Here is an 18,953-nt window from a genome sequence, read left to right on the forward strand (position 1 = left end):
GGTGAGCGGGGGGTGGGGGGTGGGGCTCCCCACGGGGGGCGCGGGCGTGGCGGTCGCGGCCGTCGCCGCCGTGGCGGCCCAGGTGACGTCCGGGGGCGGCAAGGCGCGCGGGATCGCGCTGGGGGCGGCCGGGACGCTGTTCGTGATCCGGGCGATGGGTGACGTTCAGGGCGCGGGTGACGTTCAGCGTGCGGGTCTGTCCTGGTTGTCGCCGTTCGGGTGGGCCCGGTTGTCGCGGGCGTGGACCGGGGATCGGTGGTGGGTGCTGCTGCTGTTCGTGGCCTGGGCCGTGGTGTTCGCGGGGATCGCGTACGGGCTGTCGGCTCGGCGCGACCTGGCGGCCGGGCTGCTGCCCGACCGGCCGGGGCCCGCGGCCGGAGCGCCGGGGTTGCGCGGCCGGGTCGCGCTGGCCTGGCGGTCGCAGCGCGGGGCGCTGATCGCCTGGACGTGCGGGTGCGGCCTCGTGGGCCTGCTGCTCGGCGGGGCCGCGAAAGGGGCGGCCGGGCAGCTCTCCGGGATGTTCGCGGGGGCGGACGCGCTGTTCACGTTCAGCCTGCTCGTGCTGAGCCAGGCGGTGTCGGCGTACGCGGTGTCGGCGGCGCTGCGGCCCCGGTCCGAGGAGGAGGCGGGGCTGGCCGAGCTGCTGCTGGCGACCGCGCCGGACCGTACCCGGTGGGCGTCGGCCCACCTGCTGTTCGCCGTGGCCGGGCCGGTGGTCATGCTGACGGCCGCCGGGGCGTGCATGGGGCTCGCGTACGGGCTGAGCACCGGTGATGTCGGCGGGCAGGTGGTGTCCCTGACCGGGAGCGCGCTGGAGTGGCTGCCCGCCGTGTGGGTGATGGCGGGGCTGGCCATGGCGCTGCTGGGACTGCTGCCCAGGGCCGTCGCCGCGGCGTGGGCGCTGCTCGCGGGCTTCCTGCTCATCGAGCTGGCCTTCGAGTTCGGGCAGGTCAGTGACGTGGTGCTGGGGCTGTCGCCGTTCTCGCACGTGCCGCGGACGCTGCTCGGGGCGCCGTTCAGCGTGACGCCGCTGGTGTCACTGGCGCTCGTCGCGGCGCTGCTGGCGGCGGCGGGGCTGGCCGGGATCAGGCGGCGCGACATCGGCTGAACGGGCGGGCGGCCGTCACCCGGCCGCCGCGTCCGTGCGCCGTCCGGTCAGCGCGGCGTGATCCAGGTGGCGCGGGCGGAGGCGACCAGGGTGCCGTCCACCTCGTAGATCGCGCTCTCGCCGAACAGCTTGCGGCCCTCGTGGCCGGTCGCGCGGGCCACGACGGAGTACGCGCCGCCCGCGTACAGCCTGCCGTGGATCTGCACGGCCAGCCGTCCGAGCAGCGCGGACTCGCCGGGGCCGAAGTGCGCCCAGCCGGTGATGCAGTCGAGCACGGCGCCCACGACGGAGGCGGGCACGCCGTCCTCCTCGACCACCGTGAACGGCACCCGCCACCCGGCCGCCACGAGATCCGTGCCGTCGACCGGGCCGGGGAAGATCCGCAGCCCGTCGCCCGGCTCGCGCAGCCCGCAGGCGAAGCACTCGGGGAAGGCGTGCCCCCGCCAGCCGGGGAAGCCGGCCTCGGCGCGCGCCGCGTCGGTGAACGGCACGAACTCCGGCGCCGTCAGGTCCTCCGCCACCGGCATGGCCTCGACCAGCAGCTTGCCGGCCTGGGAGAGCGTCACGGTGTTGCCGACGTGCTCCAGGCAGAGCTGGGTCTCCAGGGGGGTGGGCGCGTGGAGTGTGACCTCGACCGCCGATCGGTTGCCGCCCATGGCCTCGGCCATGGTCCCGGCTATCCAGCCGCCGTTGGCGACTCCGGCCGGGCCCCTGAACCGCTCAGGAACGGTCAGCACGGTCTGCACGGCAGCCGTCGTCATTCCACACCCTCCAACATCCTTGTTGTGCAGACTTGTTGTGCAGAAAATCCTTTTTGGAACGGGCCGATACTAACGGACGATCATCAGACCCGGCCCGTGGGGGCTTTCGACCTCCACATAACGCCCCAGACTCCCCCAAAACTTCCCAGGCATGCGCCGAGTCGGCGTGGAGGCTGACTTGTCCGTAAGATACGGCCCCGACTTTGCAAGGACGTTACCTGGGGGTCAGAAGTGACGATGCTCACTCGGAGAAATCTGCTGAAGGCAGGGGCCGTCGCCGTGCCCGCCGCGACGCTGGCGGCCCGCCCGGCGCTGGCCGCTCCCCTGCCGGTGGTGGAGACGACGGGGACGACGCCGTCGCAGCTGGCGGGGTTCGACAACGTGATGAAGGCCTACGTCAAGGAGCGGGAGATCTCCTGCGCCCAGCTGGCGGTGATGAAGAGCGGCAAGATCGTGCTGGCCCGCGGCTACCGCTACAGCACCGGCGCCCAGGCGATCCCCTCGGTGACGCCGACGTCGCTGTTCCGCGTCGCCAGCCTGAGCAAGAACATCACCTCCGCCGCCGTCATGCGGCTGGTGCAGGACGGCAAACTGAGCCTGTCCGCCAAGGTGACCACGCTGCTGGGCCTGACCCCGGCCGACACCCGGATGAACCAGGTCACCGTCCTGAGGCTGATGCAGCACCTGGGCGGCTGGGACCGCGACACCTCCAAGCAGGACCAGCTCTGGCTGGACCACACGATCTCGGCCGCGCTGGACGTGCCGCTGCCGATCAGCCACGCCGACATCGTCAGGTACGCCACGGGCAGGCCGCTCGACTTCGCGCCCGGATCGAAGATGGTCTACAGCAACTACGGTTACCTGCTGCTCGGCCGGATCATCGAGAAGGTGTCCGGCATGTCGTACGAGTCGTACGTCAAGAGCAAGCTGCTCAAGCCGCTCGGCATCACCCGCATGCGCATCGGCAGGAGCCTGCGTGAGGAGGCCGCCTCCGGCGAGGTGCTCTACCAGTCCCAGTACACCAGCAGGACGGTCATGGACGAGTCCGGCACCGTCGTGCCGTACCCGTACGGCGGGTTCAACATGCCCAACCAGGACGCGAACGGCGGCTGGCTCGCCTCCGCCGTCGACCTCGTCCGCTGGACGCTCGCCTTCGACAGGCCGGGGCTGGTGCTGAGCGCGGCCTCGATCGCGAAGCTGCTGGCCAAGCCGGAGACCGGGGTGACCTCGTCCGGGTCCTGGTACGGCGGCGGGTGGTGGGTGCGGCAGGTGACCGGGCACCTCAACACCTGGCACAACGGGTCGATGCCGGGGACGTTCTCGTACCTGGCGCGGCTGCAGAACGGGTGGAGCTACGCGGCGATCTTCAACCGGCGGGAGGAGACGGGGACGCCGGACTTCGACGTGATCGACGACCAGATGAACGCCGTCAAGGTCAGCTCCTGGCCGGCCACCGACCTGACGTCGAAGTACTTCTGACCAGCGGCTCCGCCCGTCAGCAGGGGAACTGGGCACAGGTGAGGGCGCGCCCCCTGCCGGGCGGGGGCAGGAGGCGCGCCGGGGATGCCGGTCCCGAACCGGGGACCGGCTGGCTCGGACGGCCCGCCGACTCGGACGGCCGACCGGTTCGGACGGCCGACCGGCCGATTCGGACGGCCGGTCGCGTCGGGCGAGGCCGGTCGGGTCAGACCGGCTGCGGGCCTTTGGCCTCGGGGCACACCGGGAGCCCCGGGATCGTCTGGTAGTTGCCGCCGCCCGACACGTACGTGGCGGGGAACCAGCCCCAGCCCGCGTCGGCGTACCCCTTGTCGCCCTGGGTGCGCAGCCACCAGTTGTTCCTGGCGCCGCCGACGGCCGGGTTCTCGGCGCCCTTCATCTGGCAGGCGAACCAGTTCCTGCCCGCGTACAGGACCCCGGTGACCCGCCCGGCGGCGCGTCCGGCGTACACGTCGCCCGTGCGGTAGTTGTGGCACCACGTGGTGGCGCGGACCCTCCCCGACACGTCCGTCCGCGTCGGCCCCGCCCCCGAGCATCCCGCCGTACTGGTGCTGCCCGCCGTGCCGGTGCCGCTCGCCGACGCCGGTCCCGCGGCGGCGGCCCCCACGGCGCCCGCGAGCACGGTCGCCATCACCAGCGACATCCCGATCTGCCTGGTACGCATTTCCCCGTCCCCCGTCTTCGCTGCCTGACTGCCTGTCAGACGCTAGGTCGCCGCGGCGGGGAGTGGGCCTCGCTTGGAAATTCCTCGAAGCGTGACGACCTTGAAGCCTGACACTTTGAAGCGTCACGGCCTCGGGACCGGCCGCGTCAGTCCACGGCATGCCCGGGGTCGGCGGTGCCGCGCGCCGCGGCGATCACCCGGGTCAGCGACCGGTGCAGGTCCTGCAGCTCCTCCAGGCTCATGCCGAGCCGGGCCACGATGGCCGGCGGGATCTTCTCGGCCTCGGCCCGCAGCGCCCGCCCGGCCGGGGTGAGTGTCACGCACAGCGCCCGCTCGTCCTTGCTGTCCCGCTCGCGGTTGACGTAGCCGAGCCCCTGCAGCCGCTTGAGGAGCGGCGACATGGTGCCGGGATCGAGCTGGAGCAGCTCGCCCAGCTCCTTGACGGACAGGGGCTCGTACTGCCAGAGCGCGAGCATGACCAGGTATTGCGGGTGGGTCAGCCCGAAGGGCTGCAGCAGCGGCCGGTACAGGGCTATGACGCTGCGCGAGGCGATGCTGAGGGCGAAGCACACCTGCCGGTCCAGGGCCAGCAGGTCTGTGTCCTCTGTCACAGGCTCCATCGGTGGGCACCTCCGAGGGCGCGTGCTAAATTAGTTGGTGTACAAATTATTAGCCCACAAACGACAGCCACGCAAACGATCCGGAGGGACGGTCCTCGTGTTTCACCGCAAGCCGCTGGAGGAGCGCATCGCCGAGCGTCAGGCCCAGCTGCGGCCCCTCAAGGAGGGCAAGCACTTCGAGCACGGGCCGGCCAAGTTCGTCTTCGTCGCGCTGATCGTCGTGGTGGTGCTGACGCACACCGTCGGGCTGGCCATCGCCATGCACTTCGCCTGAGACACCGAACCCGCCGGACATGCCCTATCGTCCTCGGATGGCGAGGACGTTGCGGCTGGCGGTCGCGCAGAGCACGGTGCCCGAGGATCCCACCGATCCCGCGACGCTGCGGGCCAGTGGCGCGGAGGTGCGCGCCCTGATGCGGGAGGCGGACGCGGCCGGGGCGCGGTTGGCGCAGTTCCCGAAGGGGGCGCTCACGTACCCGGGCAAGCACGTGATGTCCTCGGGACCGCCCGGGACGCTGAGCGAGTCGGACTGGAGCCGAATCCGATGGGACGTGCTGCGTGAGGAGGCCGAGTCGATCGCCGATCTGGCCGGACAGCTCGGGCTCTGGGTGGCCTTCGGCTCGCTCCACCCGCTGACCCCGCCGAACCGGCCGCACAACAGCCTGTACGTAGTCTCCGACCGGGGCCGGCTGGTCACCCGGTACGACAAGCGGTTCCTGTCGAACACCGAGGTCTCCTTCATGTACTCGCCCGGTTCGTCCCCGGTCGTCGTCGAGATCGACGGCATCCGGTTCGGGTGCGCGCTGTGCATCGAGGCCGAGTTCCCGGAGGTGTTCGCCGAGTACGAGCGCCTGAACGTGGACTGCGTGCTGCTGTCGGTGATGGTCGACGACGCGGCCCGGGCGATGCTCGCGCAGGCGTACGGGAGGCTGTACGGCTACTGGCTCGGCTACTCCGTCCCGGCGCAGTTCAGCGCGACCGTCCCCGCGGGGATCGTCGCGCCGGGCGGCCGCCGGCTCGCCCGCTGCCCGGCGAACGGCCGGCCGGCCCTGGCCGTGGCCGATCTCGACCTGGACGCGACAGACGCGGACATCGACGTGTCCGTCCGTCTGGCCCGTCCCTGGCGCCGCCTCGCCCGCGCCGGGCTCTACGACGAGCGACTGGTGTCGGGGGATCCCCGCAGCGAGACACGCACGACATTCTGACCGTGACGCTCGACGTCGGCCTCGTACGACGCCCGATCCGGTGAGCGTTTTCATCACAGCGCAGCTTTGGCCTGCCGGTATGGCCATTCCTTGCGCCACCGGACACACGCCCGGGGGCGGAGCGAAGGCGAAGACCTCGCCAGTCAGAGCACCGGCAGGTAGCGGCCCAGCTCGAACTCCGTCACCTGACGCCGGAAGTCACGCCACTCCGCCCGCTTGTTGCGCAGGAAGAAGTCGAAGACGTGCTCCCCCAGCGTCTCCGCCACCAGCTCGCTCTGCTCCATGACCGCGATCGCCTCGTCCAGGGACTGCGGCAGCGGCTGGATCCCCAGGGCCCGCCGCTCGGCGCTGGTGAGGGTCCAGACGTTGTCCTCGGCGGCGGCCGGCAGCTCGTACCCCTCCTCGATGCCGCGCAGCCCGGCGGCGAGGATGAGCGCGAACGCCAGGTACGGGTTGCAGGCGGAGTCGAGGGAGCGGAACTCGATGCGGGTGGAGCCGCCCTTGTGCGGCTTGTACATGGGCACCCGCACCAGCGCGGAGCGGTTGTTGTGGCCCCAGCAGACGTAGGAGGGCGCCTCGCCGCCCTGGCCGGCGATGGCCTCGGCGCCGCCCCAGAGGCGCTTGTAGGAGTTGACCCACTGGTTGGTGATGGCGGTGATCTCGGCGGCGTGCTTGAGCAGCCCGGCGATGAAGGAGCGCCCGGTCTTGGAGAGCTGGTACTCGGACCCGGCCTCGTAGAAGGCGTTGCGGTCGCCCTCGAACAGCGACATGTGGGTGTGCATGCCGGACCCGGGGTGCTCGGTGAAGGGCTTGGGCATGAACGAGGCCCAGATGCCCTGCTCCAGCGCGACCTCCTTCATCACGAGCCGGAAGGTCATGATGTTGTCGGCGGTGGTGAGGGCGTCGGCGTAGCGCAGGTCGATCTCCTGCTGGCCGGGGGCGCCCTCGTGGTGGCTGAACTCGACGGAGATGCCCATCGACTCCAGCATCATGATCGCCTGGCGGCGGAAGTCGTGGCCGGAGCTGTGGGGGGTGTGGTCGAAGTAGCCGCCCGAGTCGATGGGCTCGGGCCGCACGCCGGGCTCGGGACGGTTCTTCAGCAGGAAGAACTCGATCTCGGGGTGGGTGTAGAAGGTGAAGCCCATGTCGGCGCACTTGGCGAGGGTGCGCTTGAGCACCCAGCGCGGGTCGGCGTGCGAGGGCGAGCCGTCGGGCATGAGGATGTCGCAGAAGATGCGCCCGGCGCCGGGCGTCTCGCTGCGCCAGGGCAGGATCTGGAACGTCGACGGGTCGGGCTTGGCCAGCATGTCGGCCTCGTACACGCGGGCGAAGCCCTCGATGGCCGAGCCGTCGAAGCCGATGCCCTCGGCGAAGGCGCCCTCCAGCTCGGCGGGTGCTATGGCCACCGACTTCAGGAAGCCGAGAACGTCGGTGAACCAGAGCCGGATGAACCGGATGTCGCGTTCCTCTAGCGTGCGGAGCACGAACTCCTGCTGGCGGTCCAAGGCATCCCCTAGCGAAGACAGTACTGGCGTTCCCTATCAGGATGCCGTGTCCGTGTTTCGCGCACGTTACGAGGGTTGCCGGTGCGAGCCTCGCTGACAAAGCGCCCGCACCGACCTATCGTGATCACGCAGTCAGTCTCGGGGGAGGCATTGGTGGCTATCGACCTGCTCATTCACAAGCTCGATCGCGCCTTCGACCACATCGACGCCGGGGGCGAGGGGGTGATCGAGCGTGGGGACCTGCTGGGTCTGGGTGCACGTCTTCTGGTGGGTTTCGGAGAGTCCCCAACCTCGGTCACCGGCAGTGGTCTCGTCGGCGGGTTCGACGGGATCTGGTCGTGCCTGTCCGAGGCGCTCGGCCGTGACGGCGACTCGCGGATCTCTCGGGAGGAGTTCCACTGCGCCATGGTGGGGGCGTTCGTGCAGGGCGGCCTGTACGACTCGGTCTTCCGGCCGGCGACGGCGGCGGTGGCCGATCTGTGCGACGACGACGGCGACGGGCTGATCGGGCCGCGTGAGTTCCGTACGATGCTGAGCGCGTTCGGCACCGCGTACGACGACGTGGACGACGCCTTCGACCACCTCGACCGGGCGGGCAGGGGCGTGCTGACCGTGGCGGAGCTGGTCGAGGCGGCCTGCGAGTACTACGTCGGCGACGACCCGAACGCCGCGGGCAACTGGCTCTACGGGCCCCTATGAGTCTCCCCGTGAACATCCCGGTGATCGCCTCCATGAGGACCGCCCTGCGGTCCGTGCTGCACTGGAATCCGCTGGCGCTGGGCCCTCGCAGGGGGGCTCCGGCGGCCGCCGCGTTGCTGGCGCTCACCGAGCGGGTGCCCGCCATGGCGGCGCCCTGCCGCATGCATCCGGCCGTGTACGCGATCGAGGCGGCCGTCATGGACTGGGCGCGGCGGACCGGTCTGCGCGCCGACCCGGGGACGGGCTTCCACCGGATGGCGGGGCGCGCGTTCGCGGAGTTCGACGCGGCCGCGGCGGCGCTGTTCGCGCAGTGGCTGACGTGGCTGTTCAACCTCGACGACGAGCTGGACGAGAACCGGGGCGACGTGGACCTGTTCCACGGCCTGCTGGAGGGCGGCGCGGCGCATCCGCTGGAGTCGGCGTTCGCCGACCTGTGGCGGGTGACCAGTGTGCGGATGAGCGACCTGTGGCGGACCAGGTTCGCCGCGAACCTGATGCGCCAGCACGACGCCTGCCGCGTCGAGGCCGAGAACCGCGCCACGGGCCGGGTGCCGACCCTGGAGCAGTACCCGGCGCTGCGCAGGGGCACGGTGGGCCCGTACCTGTACGACCTGGTGGAGCCGTGCCTGCGGGTGGAGGTGCCGGCGTGGGTGCACGAGTGCGAGCCGTGGCAGGAGCTGGTGAACGCCTGCAACGACGTCACCGCCTGGTGCAACGACGTGGCCTCGCTGCCGAAGGAACGCGGCGACACCCACAACCTGGTCGTGGTGGTGATGCACCAGCTCGGCCTGGACCAGCCGGAGGCCACGGCCTGGGTGCTGGACCGGATCGCCGAGCGCTGCCAGGACATGCACGACGCGGTACTCCGGCTGCCGCTGGACACGCTGACGCCGCGGCTGGCCCGCGACGTGAGCAAGGTCGCCTGCGCCTACATGGCGGCGCCGCGCGCCCACCTCGACTGGCTGATGGAGTCGACCCGCTACACCTGACGGCCCGCGTGCGGCCTGCTCGCCCGCGTGAAGCCGCTTGCCCGGGTGCGGCCTGCTGGCCCGGTTACGGCCTATTTGAGGGTCCCGGCGGAGGCCAGCGCGTCGCCGGCGGGGGTGCGCCGGTACACGACCTGCTTGCCGACCCGCATCCCGACGGTGAGCCCGCCGTCGCTGAGCACGCCGAGGTGCTGGCTGACCGCGCCCGCCGTGAGCGACATGCGCCCGGCCAGCGCCGAGGTGGTGCTGGGCTCGGCGAGGGCGAGCAGGATCCGCGCCCTGCTGCGCCCGATGAGCGCCGCCAGCGCGCCGGGAGCGGGCGGCGGCCCCTGCTCCCACAGGGTCGCGACGCCCAGGACGGGATAGACCAGCGTGGACTGGTACGGGGCGGAGATCACCGCCACCGACGGCCAGTAGAACGCGCTCGGCACCAGCACCAGCCCGTCGCCGTGCAGCGCGCCGTGCTCGCAGTAGGGGCGGTCGACGTTCAGCCGCTCCCCCGTCCAGGCCACGGCCGGGTCCAGGGCCGCGAACAGCTCGCGGGCGCCGCCCTGGGCCAGTTGCCGCGACCTGCGCAGCACGTCGCGCTCCAGCAGCCCGTAGACGCGCGGCCAGAACTCGGCGAAGCACGTCTCCCAGTACGCCAGCAGCGTGTCGGCGACCCTGGCCACCCCGGCCGCCGGGTCGGCCAGGAAGCGCTCGATCATCGCCGGGTCGGTGCCGCGCACCTTCGCCGCCTCCTCGGCGGCCCGTTCGGGCGGCGTGCGGCGTACCCGGTCCAGCTCCTGCGCGAAGTCCGGGAGTGGCGTGTCGGGCGGCGGGGTGATGAAGTCCACCATGTAGCCGGTGCGCGGGACGAGCGCGAACAGCTCCGACATGTCCAGCCGTTCCAGGCGCGGCCGGACGCACTTGACCCACGGCAGGTGCAACGACTGCCTGGCCGGGTCCTGGAGCGTGCGCAGGCTGGCGGCCAGCTCCCACATCGGCGAGAACGCGAATCTGATCCTGGCCACGTCCTCGGGCCTCAGCACCCAGGTGATCGGCATCCTTTTAGTCTGCCCTAAATCGTTCGCCTGCGTACGCCGGGACGCCAACGCTTGATCCATGACTGACAGCGTGGTGGAGAAGCCGTCCTTCCTGAGGTCCAAGGTGGGCGGGCTGCCCAGGCCGTTCTGGGCGTTGTGGAGCGGCACCCTGGTCAACCGCCTGGGCACCATGGTGATGCCGTTCACCGGCGTCTACCTCACCCAGGCGCGGGGCGTGTCGGTGGTGGGGGCCGGGCTGGTGATGGCGGTGTTCGGCGCGGGGTCGCTGATCTCGCAGCCGCTCGGCGGGTGGCTGACCGACCGGATCGGGCGGCGGGCGACGCTGTCCGGCGGCATGCTGGCCTCGGCCGCCGCGATGCTGGCGCTCGGGTACAGCACGTCGCTCGTGGCGCTCACCGCGTCGATGTTCGCGCTGGGGCTGGTGATCGACCTCTACCGGCCCGCGTCGAACGCGCTGGTCGCGGACCTGGTGCCGGCCGCCGAGCGGCCCAGGGCGTACGGGCTGCTGTTCTGGGCGATCAACCTCGGGTACGCGGTCGGCATGACGGGCGGCGGCTGGCTGGCCGGGCTGGGCTTCACCTGGTTGTTCTGGATCGACGGGGCCACCGCCGTGGTCTTCGCCGTGCTGGTCTGGCGGGCGGTCCCGGAGACGCGCTCGACCGGGACCGGGTCGGCCGGCGGCTTCCTGATGGTGCTGCGCGACCGGGTCATGGTCGCGTTCACGCTGGTCACGCTGGGGCAGGCGCTGGTGTACCTGCAGACGGTCACCATGCTGCCGGTCGCGATGGTCAAGCAGGCGGGGCTGTCGACCGGGGAGTTCGGGCTGGCGATGGCGCTGAACGGGGTGCTGATCGTGGTCGCGCAGCCGCTGGTGTCGGACTGGATCGGGCGCAGGGACGCCTCGCGGGCGTTCGCGGCCGGGGTGGCGGTCATGGCGGCCGGGTTCGCGCTGACCGCGTTCGTGGGCAACGCGTTCTGGCTGGCCGTCACGATCGTCGTCTGGACGGCCGGGGAGATCGCCACGGCGGGCATCGCGGGGACCGTCGTCGCCGCGCTGGCCCCCGCCCACCTGCGGGGCCGGTACGCGGGGCTGTTCGGGTTCGCCTGGTCGCTGGCCGGGATGCTGGCGCCGCTGGCCGGCGGCGCGCTGCTGGAGGCGGGCCCCGAGGCGCTGTGGTTCACGGTGGGCGGCGTGGGGCTGCTGTCGGCGGCGGGCATGCTCGCCCTGGGCCCGGCCATCCGCCGCCGCTCAGCGCTCACCTGAGCACCGCCTCGGCGCCCCGGCACCGCCCGTCGCCACGATCGGCGGAGGTTCCCGACAATCAGCGGGAGGTTCCCGACAAGCTGTGGCATTGCCGTGACAAAGCCGCAATACCCTTACGCATGTCATGCTGACTCTCACCGCGTTGGGACCGTTCCAGGCCTGGTCCGGCAGCGTCCCCCTCGACCTCGGCGGCCAGCGCCAGCGCGCGGTGCTCGCGCGCCTGCTCGTCGCCGGCGGCCGGGCCGTGCCCGTGAGCACGCTCATCGACGAGCTGTGGCCCGCCGGCCCGCCCGCGCAGGCCCTGTCCACCATCCAGGGGTACGTGTCCCGCCTGCGGCGCGCGCTCGAACCCGGCCGCGCGCCCCGTGAGGAGGCGTCCGTGCTGGTCTCGGCCACCCCCGGGTACGCGCTGCGGGCCGCGAACGCCCAGGTCGACACGTGGCGCTTCGAGGACCTGGTGAAGGCCGAGGGCGGGTCCGCGGAGGTGTGGGCCGCCATGGACAGCGCGCTGGGGCTGTGGCGGGGGCCGGCGCTGGCCGAGTTCGCCGACCTGCCGTGGGCGGCGACCGAGGCGGGACGGCTGGAGGAGCTGCGACTGGTCGCGGTGGAGCGCCGGGCCGACGCCGGGCTGGCGCTGGGCCGGCCGGCCGCGCTCGTGCCCGACCTGGAGACGCACGCCTCGGCGCACCCGCTGCGCGAGGAGGCGTGGCGGCTGCTCGCGCTGGCCCTGTACCGCACGGGGCGGCAGGGTGACGCGCTCGCGGCGCTGCGCAGGGCCAGGGCGGTGTGGCGGGACGAGCTGGGGCTGGACCTGAGCGCGGGGCTGCGGCGGCTGGAGGGCGACATGCTGGCCCAGCGCCTGGACGAGCCCGAACCGCCCGCCCCGCCCCGACCGGCCACCTCAAGGCCGGCCACCGCAGGACCGGCCACCTCACAACCGGCCGCGTCCCGGCCGGCTGCCTCAAGACCGGCCACCTCAGGGCCGCCCAGGCCGTCCAGGCCGGCCGGGCAGCCCACGCCGCCCCCCGGAGCATCGGCCCCTGAAGCACCGGCCTCCGAGGCGCCGGGCGGCGCGGCTTCCGGCGAGCACCCCACGCTGCGCGTGCTGGTGGCCGACGACCAGGCGCTGGTCAGAGCAGGTCTGCGGATCGTCCTCGGCACCGAGCCCGGCTTCGAGCTGGCCGGGGAGGCGGCCGACGGCGAGCAGGCGATCGCCGCCGTCCGCGACCTGCGCCCCGACGTGGTGCTGATCGACATTCAGATGCCGCGCCTCGACGGCCTGGCCGCCGCCCGCCGGATCCTGGCCGACGACCACCCGCCGAAGGTGATCGTGATGACCACGTTCGGCAGCGACGAGAACCTGTACGCGGCGCTCCGAGCGGGAGTGAGCGGATTCGTCCTGAAGACTTCCCCTCCGGAGCAGCTCGTCGCCGCCATCCGGGCCGCGGCCTCCGGCGAGGCGCTGATCGACCCGGCGGTGACCACCCGGTTGATCTCGGCGTTCGCCGGCCGGCCGGACCCGGCCGCTCCCCCGGCGCTGGCCGGGCTCGCCGACGCCCGGCTCGACGTGCTGAGGCTGGTGGCCCGCGGCCTGACCAACCGGCAGATCGGGCAGACCCTCGCCCTGTCCGAGCAGGACGTCGCCGAGTCGGTGGGGGCGCTGCTGGATCACCTGGGGTTGTTCGAGCGGGCGCAGCTCGTGGTGGCGGCCTACGAGTGCGGCCTGGTCACGCCGGGGACCACGCCGGCGAGGTAGCTCACTTCTCGTCGCTTGGACGATAAAAATCACGGGGTATTAGGCTTGTCCTGTGGCAGAACTGCGCATCGCCCTGGCCCAGACGAACCCCGCCGTAGGCGACCTGTCCGGCAACGCCGACCGGCTCGTCGCGTGGACCCGCGACGCCGCCGACCGTGGCGCTGACCTGGTCGTCTTCACCGAGATGTTCCTCACCGGCTATCCGGTCGAGGACCTGGTGCTGCGGACGTCCTTCGTGGACGCCAGCATCTCGACGCTCGACGAGGTCGCGCGCAGGCTGCGCGAGGAAGGGCTGGGCGAGCTGCCGGTGGTGGTCGGCTACGTCGGCCGGGCCAACCGGGCGCCGCGCGTCGGCCAGCCCGCGGGCGCGCCGCTCGACGCCGCCGCGCTGCTGTACCAGGGCGAGGTGGTGGCCAGGACGGCCAAGCACCACCTGCCCAACTACGGCGTGTTCGACGAGTACCGCTACTTCGTGCGCGGCGACCGGCTGCCGATCTTCCGGCTGCGCGGGGTGGACGTGGCGATCGCGGTCTGCGAGGACCTCTGGCAGGACGGCGGCCCGGTCGCCGTGGTGGGCCAGGCCGGCGCCGGGCTGCTGGTGGTGCCGAACGCCTCCCCGTACGAGAAGGAGAAGGACGACGTACGCCTGGAGCTGTGCGCCCGCAGGGCTCGCGAGGCCGGGTGCGCGCTCGTCTACGTCAACCAGGTCGGCGGTCAGGACGAGCTGGTCTTCGACGGCGACTCGATCGTCGTCGACCACGAGGGCGAGCTGGTGGCGCGGGCGGAGCAGTTCCGCGAGGAGCTGCTGCTGGTGGACCTGGACCTTCCGGTCTCCGCCGCCGAGGCCGGGTCGTTCCCGTACGACGCCGGCGACGGCACCACGATCACCGTCGAACGCCTCGTCCTGTCCGAGAACGAGGACGAGGACGAGAACCCGCGCCGGCCGCGTGAGCCCGAGCCCGCCCGCGTGGCCGAGCGGCTGGACCTGCACGGGGAGGTCTACTCGGCGCTGGTGCTGGCCGTCCGCGACTACGTGACCAAGAACGGGTTCCGGTCGGTGATCCTCGGCCTGTCCGGCGGCATCGACTCGGCGCTGACCGCGACCATCGCCTCCGACGCGATCGGGCCCGACCGGGTGCACGCGGTGATGCTGCCCTCGCGCTACTCCTCCGACCACTCGATCGGCGACGCCGAGGAGCTGGTGCGCAGGCAGGGCGTCAACTCCCAGGTGGTGCCGATCGCCGGCATCGTCGACGCCTTCGAGAAGGAGATCGACCTGTCCGGCCTGGCCGCCGAGAACCTTCAGGCCCGCGTGCGCGGCACGATCCTCATGGGCCTGTCGAACGAGCACGGCCATCTGGTGCTGACCACCGGCAACAAGAGCGAGCTGGCCACCGGCTACTCCACCCTGTACGGCGACTCGGCGGGCGGCTTCGCGCCGATCAAGGACGTGCCGAAGACGATGGTGTGGGAGCTGTCCCGCTGGCGCAACGCCCACCGGCAAGCATGGTTCCGCCTCGACGCCGAGCGGCCGATCCCGGAGAACTCGATCACCAAGGAGCCCAGCGCGGAGCTGCGCCCCGGCCAGCGCGACACCGACTCGCTGCCCCCGTACGAGGTGCTCGACCGGCTGCTGGACGACTACGTCGAGAAGGACATGGGCTCGAAGGAGCTGATCGCCGCCGGGCACGACCCGGAGCTGGTGACGCGGGTCATCCGGCTGGTGGACGTGGCCGAGTTCAAGCGCAGGCAGTACCCGCCCGGCCCGAAGATCACCCCGAAGAACTTCGGCCGCGACCGCCGCCTGCCCATCACCAACCGGTGGCGCGAGACGACGAGCTGACCGAAAAGGGCGGGCCGGGAGACATCTCTCCCGGCCCGCCCTCATGTCGTCCGACGATCTCAGTCGCGAGCGGCGATCCCCGTCATGACCGCGTCGACGACGCGCTCGGCCAGGTCGACCGGCAGGTCACCGGCCGGCGCCCACTTGGTGTGGTGCAGCATGGTGCCGGTCAGCATCGCCGTGGCGATGTCGAGGTCGAGGTCGGCCCGCAGCTCGCCGGTGGTGACCCCCCGTTCCAGCGTCTGGCGCATGGCCTGCTTGCGCGGCTCGACGGAGCGCTTCATGAAGCGCTCCATCAGCCGCGGGTGGCGGTCGGCCTCGCTCATCGCGACGTTCATCACGCATCGGCCGCGGGCCTGGCCCGACTCCTTGCGCATCACGTCGAGCAGGGTGATCAGGTCGTCGCGGGCCGATTCGCCGGTGAGCGGCGGCAGCGGCGCCCGCAGGGTGGCCAGCGCGTCGACGACCAGGTCCTCCTTGTTGGACCAGCGGCGGTAGATGGTCGTCTTGCCGACGCCCGCCTTCGACGCGATCGCCTCGATGGACAGCTCGGACACACCCATGCCCTCGGCGATCAGGTCGAGGGTCGCCTCGATGATCGCCTTCTCGGCCTTCTCGCTGCGCGGCCGGCCGGCCGGGCGGGCGCCCGTGCCTTCGCGGGTGGTTTCCTGGATCGTCATCGGAGCCTCACACTACCGCTGCTTCCTTCTTCTCGGCCTGCGGAACCGGGCGTGTCTTGCCCGGCATCCACTTGGCCACCACCGCGACGCCGAGCAGCGCGATCACCGCGGCGACCAGCGCCGTGAGGTGCATGCCGTGCAGGAAGGAGTCGAAGGCGGGCTTGATCAGGGCCTGGCCCTGCTCGCCCATGGACTGCGCCACGCCGACCGTCGCCATGATCGACTCACCGGCCGCGTGCTGGGCGCCGGCCGGGAGCGCGGACAGCGCGGGCGCGATCTCACCCCGGTAGGCCGACGACAGCACCGAGCCGAGGACGGCCACGCCGAGCGCGCCGGCGACCTGGCGGACGGTGTTGCTCATCGCCGAGCCGACACCGGCCTTCTCCCTGGGCAGCGCCTCCATGATGGCGGTGGTCGCGGGCGGCATGATGTTGGCCATCGCGGCGCCCTGGACGAAGAAGATGACCTCCATCAGCAGGATCGGCGTGCTGGTGTCGAAGAGGGCGTAGCTGGCCAGCACCGCGGCGAGCACGAGCATGCTGATCGTCGAGGCGAGCTTGCCGCCGAGCCGCTCGTTGACCCGCTGGCTGAGCGGCGCGAAGATCAGCTGCGCCGCGGCGAACGGGATCATCAGCGCGCCCGCCTGCACGGGGGTGTAGCCCCTGACGATCTGGATGTAGAAGGTCAGGAAGAACATCCCGCCCATCATCGCGAAGAAGACGATGCCCATCATGCCGATGGCCGAGCTGAACCGGACGTTGCTGAAGCTGCGCACGTCGAAGGCGGGGTGGTCGGTACGCCGCTCCCACCAGACGAACGCCGCCAGCACCGCCACGCCGAACAGCGTCGGCACCAGCACCTCGGCGGAGGTCACGCTGGCCAGCTCGCCGCCGCGGATGATGCCGTACACCACGGACACCAGACCGATGATCGACAGCAGCACGCCGACGGGGTCGAGCTTGGACGGCTTGGGGTCGCGCGACTCCGGCACGATGGTGCCGATGAGGATCATGCTGAGGATCACGATCGGCACGTTGATCAGGAAGACCGAGCCCCACCAGAAGTGCTCGATCAGCAGGCCGCCGGTGATCGGGCCGACCGCCACCGCGAGCCCGACGCCGCCGGCCCAGATCCCGATCGCCTTGCCGCGCTCGCTGGGCGGGAAGACGTTGGAGATGATGGCCAGGGTCGCGGGCATGATGGCCGCGCCGCCGATGCCCATCGCCGCCCTGGCCAGGATGAGCTGCGTCGGATCCTGGGAGTAGGCGCTGGCCAGTGAGGCCAGGCCGAACAACGCCATGCCGATGAACAGCATGCGCTTGCGTCCGGTGCGATCACCGATCACACCGAAGGTGAACAGCAGGCCGGCGAACACGAGCGTGTAGGAGTTGATCGCCCACTCCAGCTCGCTCTGGGTCGCCCCCAGGCCCGCGACGGGATCGGCGATGGTCTTCATCGCCACGTTCAGGATCGTGTTGTCCAGCACGACCGCCAGCAGGCTGAACACCAGCACGCCGAGGATCGGCCACCGGCGTGGATGCCCCAGCGCCGGGTCTGCAGTCTTCGCGTCCATCAGAGACACCCTCAATTTCGATACGACTAAGTTTCGCAACGCTACCGTATCGCAAAGATATTCCGATACGCAACGGACTCGTTTCGTAAAGGTTAACGTTCGGGACCGACAGTTTCCGTCGTCGTCCCGCGAGGGCGGATCCCGTCAGGCGACGGCGCTTCCCGTCAGGGACTCCGCGGCCGGCTCGGCCACGGCCGGCCGCCGCCTCCAGAACGGCAGCGCGAGCAGCACCATGACCACCCCGACCAGCCCGGCCGCCACGAACGCCCAGGTGGGGCCGTAGGTGTCGATGATCGCGCCGGCGATGGGCGCCGAGACCGCGCCGCCGACGAGCAGGGCGGTGCCGTGCAGGCCCATGGCCTCACCCCGGGCGCTGGCGGGCACCCAGCGGCTGACGGCGTCGACGGTGGACGACAGGGAGGGCGCGCAGAGCAGCCCGGCGGGCAGCAGGGCGAGGACGAGCCAGCGCCAGTCGCCTCCGGCGAGCGCCGCCAGGATGGTCAGCAGGCCCATCGCGGCGATGAGCGTCAGGGGCGAGAAGCTGCGCGAGAGCCCGCCGTACACAAAACCGCCCAGGAGCGAGAAGACGCACCAGATGCCGACGGCCAGCCCGATCCACGCGGTCTGGTCGTCGTGCTTCATCGTGCCGACCAGGGCCAGCTCGGTCCCGGTGAGCACGAACGTGGCCGCGGCCACCGTGCCGAGCAGCGCGAAGAAGGCGGGCGTCAGCCACTGGCGGCGCGGCGTGCGCACCTGGACGTCGCCGGCCAGCTCCTCGGCGGACCGGGTCGGCGGGTCGAGCAGGATGAGGGCCAGGCCCGCGCCGGTCAGCCCCACGGCGATGACCGTCATCGTCACGCCGCTGCCCAGCGTCGTCATCCCGGCCACGGCCAGCGCGGGCCCGGCCATGTAGGACAGCTCGACCATCATCGAGTCGAGCGAGTAGCCGACGCGGCGCTGCTCCGGCGGCACCAGGGCGGCCAGGCACTGCCTGATCACGCTGAACACCGGCAGCGACAGCAGCCCCGCCACCGCCGTCGCCACGACCAGCGCCGCGTAGGGCAGCGCCCAGGCGCTCGCCCAGAACACCGCCTGCGCCGCGGTGGTGACGATGAGGACCGGCCGCAGCCCGTACTTGTCCACGAACCTTCCCGACAGCGGCGACCCGACGGCCATGCCGACCGTGGTGGCCATCGCGACCAGCCCGGCCTGGCCGAAGCCGCCGAGCTCGGTGACGACGTGCAGCGTCAGCGCCATGCTGATCGACGTCGCCGGGATGCGCGCGACCAGCCCCACCAGCAGCAGGGTCCGTACGCCGGGGAGCTGGAACAGTCGCCGGTAAGGTTCGATAGCCATCGTGATTGCTTACCTCCGCCCTACATTCTGACGGTCCGCACCGACACTTTCTCCACTGGTTTTCGGCCGCGTGCCATCATCGGAAGGTGTCCGGGGACGCCACTGGGGCGCCTCGAGACCTCACCTCGGAGGGTTGATCCATGTCCTCTCTGTACGGATCCGTCACCAGCCGCAGGATCACGGTCCGCGATCTGGCCGCGGCCAAGGAGCGCGGGGAGCGGTGGCCCATGATCACCGCCTACGACGCGACGACGGCCCGGATCTTCGACCGGGCCGGCATTCCCGTCCTGCTGGTCGGCGACTCGGCGGCCATGGTCGTCTACGGCTACGACTCCACCCTGCCCGTCACCGTCGGCGACCTGCTGCCGCTGACGGGCCCCGCGGGCCGCG

General features: G+C 71.7%; 18 protein-coding genes. 10 read left to right on the plus strand and 8 right to left on the minus strand.

All coding sequences use genetic code 11. The features are described 5' to 3' along the window. Window positions 1–1,108: efflux permease Rv1217c-related protein (locus KME77_RS02845; protein WP_219461548.1), on the plus strand; the 1,108-nt coding region annotated here is incomplete at its 5' end. Between the two features lie 47 nt (window positions 1,109–1,155). On the opposite strand, the gene KME77_RS02850 is transcribed toward KME77_RS02845, so the two are convergent. Next, window positions 1,156–1,869 (minus strand): hotdog fold domain-containing protein, encoded by a 714-nt coding sequence (locus KME77_RS02850; RefSeq protein ID WP_219461550.1) that lies wholly within the window; start codon window positions 1,867–1,869, stop codon window positions 1,156–1,158. A gap of 237 nt (window positions 1,870–2,106) precedes the next feature. Here KME77_RS02850 and KME77_RS02855 point away from each other — a divergent pair, with 237 nt between their 5' ends. Continuing rightward, the gene (locus tag KME77_RS02855) at window positions 2,107–3,348 is read left to right on the plus strand and encodes a serine hydrolase domain-containing protein (protein ID WP_246609075.1); all 1,242 of its coding nucleotides are present in this window, start codon (window positions 2,107–2,109) and stop codon (window positions 3,346–3,348) included. Window positions 3,349–3,553: 205 nt separating this feature from the next. Here the strand turns inward: KME77_RS02855 and KME77_RS02860 are convergent, their stop codons facing one another. After that, window positions 3,554–4,030: a hypothetical protein gene (locus tag KME77_RS02860; protein ID WP_219461559.1), complete on the minus strand. Its 477-nt coding sequence runs from the start codon at window positions 4,028–4,030 to the stop codon at window positions 3,554–3,556. Window positions 4,031–4,176: 146 nt separating this feature from the next. Then, on the minus strand, window positions 4,177–4,641 hold the full coding sequence (locus KME77_RS02865; protein WP_308250516.1) for a MarR family winged helix-turn-helix transcriptional regulator: 465 nt from the start codon (window positions 4,639–4,641) through the stop codon (window positions 4,177–4,179). 106 nt (window positions 4,642–4,747) lie between these two features. On the opposite strand from KME77_RS02865, the gene KME77_RS02870 reads away from it, so the two are divergent. After that, window positions 4,748–4,924, plus strand: coding sequence for a hypothetical protein (locus tag KME77_RS02870; RefSeq protein ID WP_219461564.1), 177 nt, complete (start codon window positions 4,748–4,750; stop codon window positions 4,922–4,924). 37 nt (window positions 4,925–4,961) lie between these two features. Continuing rightward, the gene (locus KME77_RS02875; RefSeq protein ID WP_219461567.1) at window positions 4,962–5,855 is read left to right on the plus strand and encodes a carbon-nitrogen hydrolase family protein; all 894 of its coding nucleotides are present in this window, start codon (window positions 4,962–4,964) and stop codon (window positions 5,853–5,855) included. A 143-nt stretch (window positions 5,856–5,998) separates the two neighbouring features. Here KME77_RS02875 and KME77_RS02880 read toward each other — a convergent pair whose 3' ends face one another. Beyond that, window positions 5,999–7,360: a glutamine synthetase family protein gene (locus tag KME77_RS02880; protein WP_219461570.1), complete on the minus strand. Its 1,362-nt coding sequence runs from the start codon at window positions 7,358–7,360 to the stop codon at window positions 5,999–6,001. Between the two features lie 153 nt (window positions 7,361–7,513). Here KME77_RS02880 and KME77_RS02885 point away from each other — a divergent pair, with 153 nt between their 5' ends. After that, window positions 7,514–8,059 carry an EF-hand domain-containing protein gene (locus tag KME77_RS02885; protein WP_219461571.1) on the plus strand — a complete coding sequence of 182 codons (546 nt, stop codon included), beginning with the start codon at window positions 7,514–7,516 and terminating at the stop codon, window positions 8,057–8,059. A gap of 8 nt (window positions 8,060–8,067) precedes the next feature. Next, window positions 8,068–9,048, plus strand: a complete 981-nt coding sequence (locus tag KME77_RS02890) for a terpene synthase family protein (protein WP_308250517.1) — start codon at window positions 8,068–8,070, stop codon at window positions 9,046–9,048. 71 nt (window positions 9,049–9,119) lie between these two features. Here KME77_RS02890 and KME77_RS02895 read toward each other — a convergent pair whose 3' ends face one another. Further along, window positions 9,120–10,091: a DUF5937 family protein gene (locus KME77_RS02895; RefSeq protein WP_219461580.1), complete on the minus strand. Its 972-nt coding sequence runs from the start codon at window positions 10,089–10,091 to the stop codon at window positions 9,120–9,122. Between the two features lie 58 nt (window positions 10,092–10,149). Here KME77_RS02895 and KME77_RS02900 point away from each other — a divergent pair, with 58 nt between their 5' ends. The 3 genes from KME77_RS02900 (at window position 10,150) to KME77_RS02910 (ending at window position 14,954) form a co-directional block, all read left to right on the plus strand. Further along, window positions 10,150–11,355 carry an MDR family MFS transporter gene (locus tag KME77_RS02900; RefSeq protein ID WP_219461584.1) on the plus strand — a complete coding sequence of 402 codons (1,206 nt, stop codon included), beginning with the start codon at window positions 10,150–10,152 and terminating at the stop codon, window positions 11,353–11,355. Between the two features lie 124 nt (window positions 11,356–11,479). After that, the gene (locus KME77_RS29010; RefSeq protein ID WP_246609076.1) at window positions 11,480–13,111 is read left to right on the plus strand and encodes a BTAD domain-containing putative transcriptional regulator; all 1,632 of its coding nucleotides are present in this window, start codon (window positions 11,480–11,482) and stop codon (window positions 13,109–13,111) included. A gap of 52 nt (window positions 13,112–13,163) precedes the next feature. Continuing rightward, window positions 13,164–14,954, plus strand: a complete 1,791-nt coding sequence (locus KME77_RS02910; RefSeq protein ID WP_219461587.1) for an NAD+ synthase — start codon at window positions 13,164–13,166, stop codon at window positions 14,952–14,954. Between the two features lie 59 nt (window positions 14,955–15,013). Here KME77_RS02910 and KME77_RS02915 read toward each other — a convergent pair whose 3' ends face one another. From KME77_RS02915 to KME77_RS02925, 3 genes are all read right to left on the minus strand, one after another. After that, the gene (locus KME77_RS02915) at window positions 15,014–15,634 is read right to left on the minus strand and encodes a TetR/AcrR family transcriptional regulator (RefSeq protein ID WP_219461590.1); all 621 of its coding nucleotides are present in this window, start codon (window positions 15,632–15,634) and stop codon (window positions 15,014–15,016) included. A gap of 7 nt (window positions 15,635–15,641) precedes the next feature. Continuing rightward, on the minus strand, window positions 15,642–17,207 hold the full coding sequence (locus KME77_RS02920; protein ID WP_219461593.1) for an MFS transporter: 1,566 nt from the start codon (window positions 17,205–17,207) through the stop codon (window positions 15,642–15,644). A 144-nt stretch (window positions 17,208–17,351) separates the two neighbouring features. Next, entirely contained in the window at window positions 17,352–18,563 is a 1,212-nt protein-coding gene (locus KME77_RS02925; protein WP_219461596.1) for an MFS transporter, read from the minus strand. Window positions 18,564–18,703: 140 nt separating this feature from the next. Between KME77_RS02925 and KME77_RS02930 the strand changes: the two genes are divergently transcribed. After that, window positions 18,704–18,953: 3-methyl-2-oxobutanoate hydroxymethyltransferase (locus KME77_RS02930; protein ID WP_219461599.1), on the plus strand; the 250-nt coding region annotated here is incomplete at its 3' end.

Origin of the sequence: Nonomuraea rhizosphaerae, from assembly GCF_019396405.1 — a bacterium.
Lineage (GTDB): Bacteria > Actinomycetota > Actinomycetes > Streptosporangiales > Streptosporangiaceae > Nonomuraea > Nonomuraea rhizosphaerae.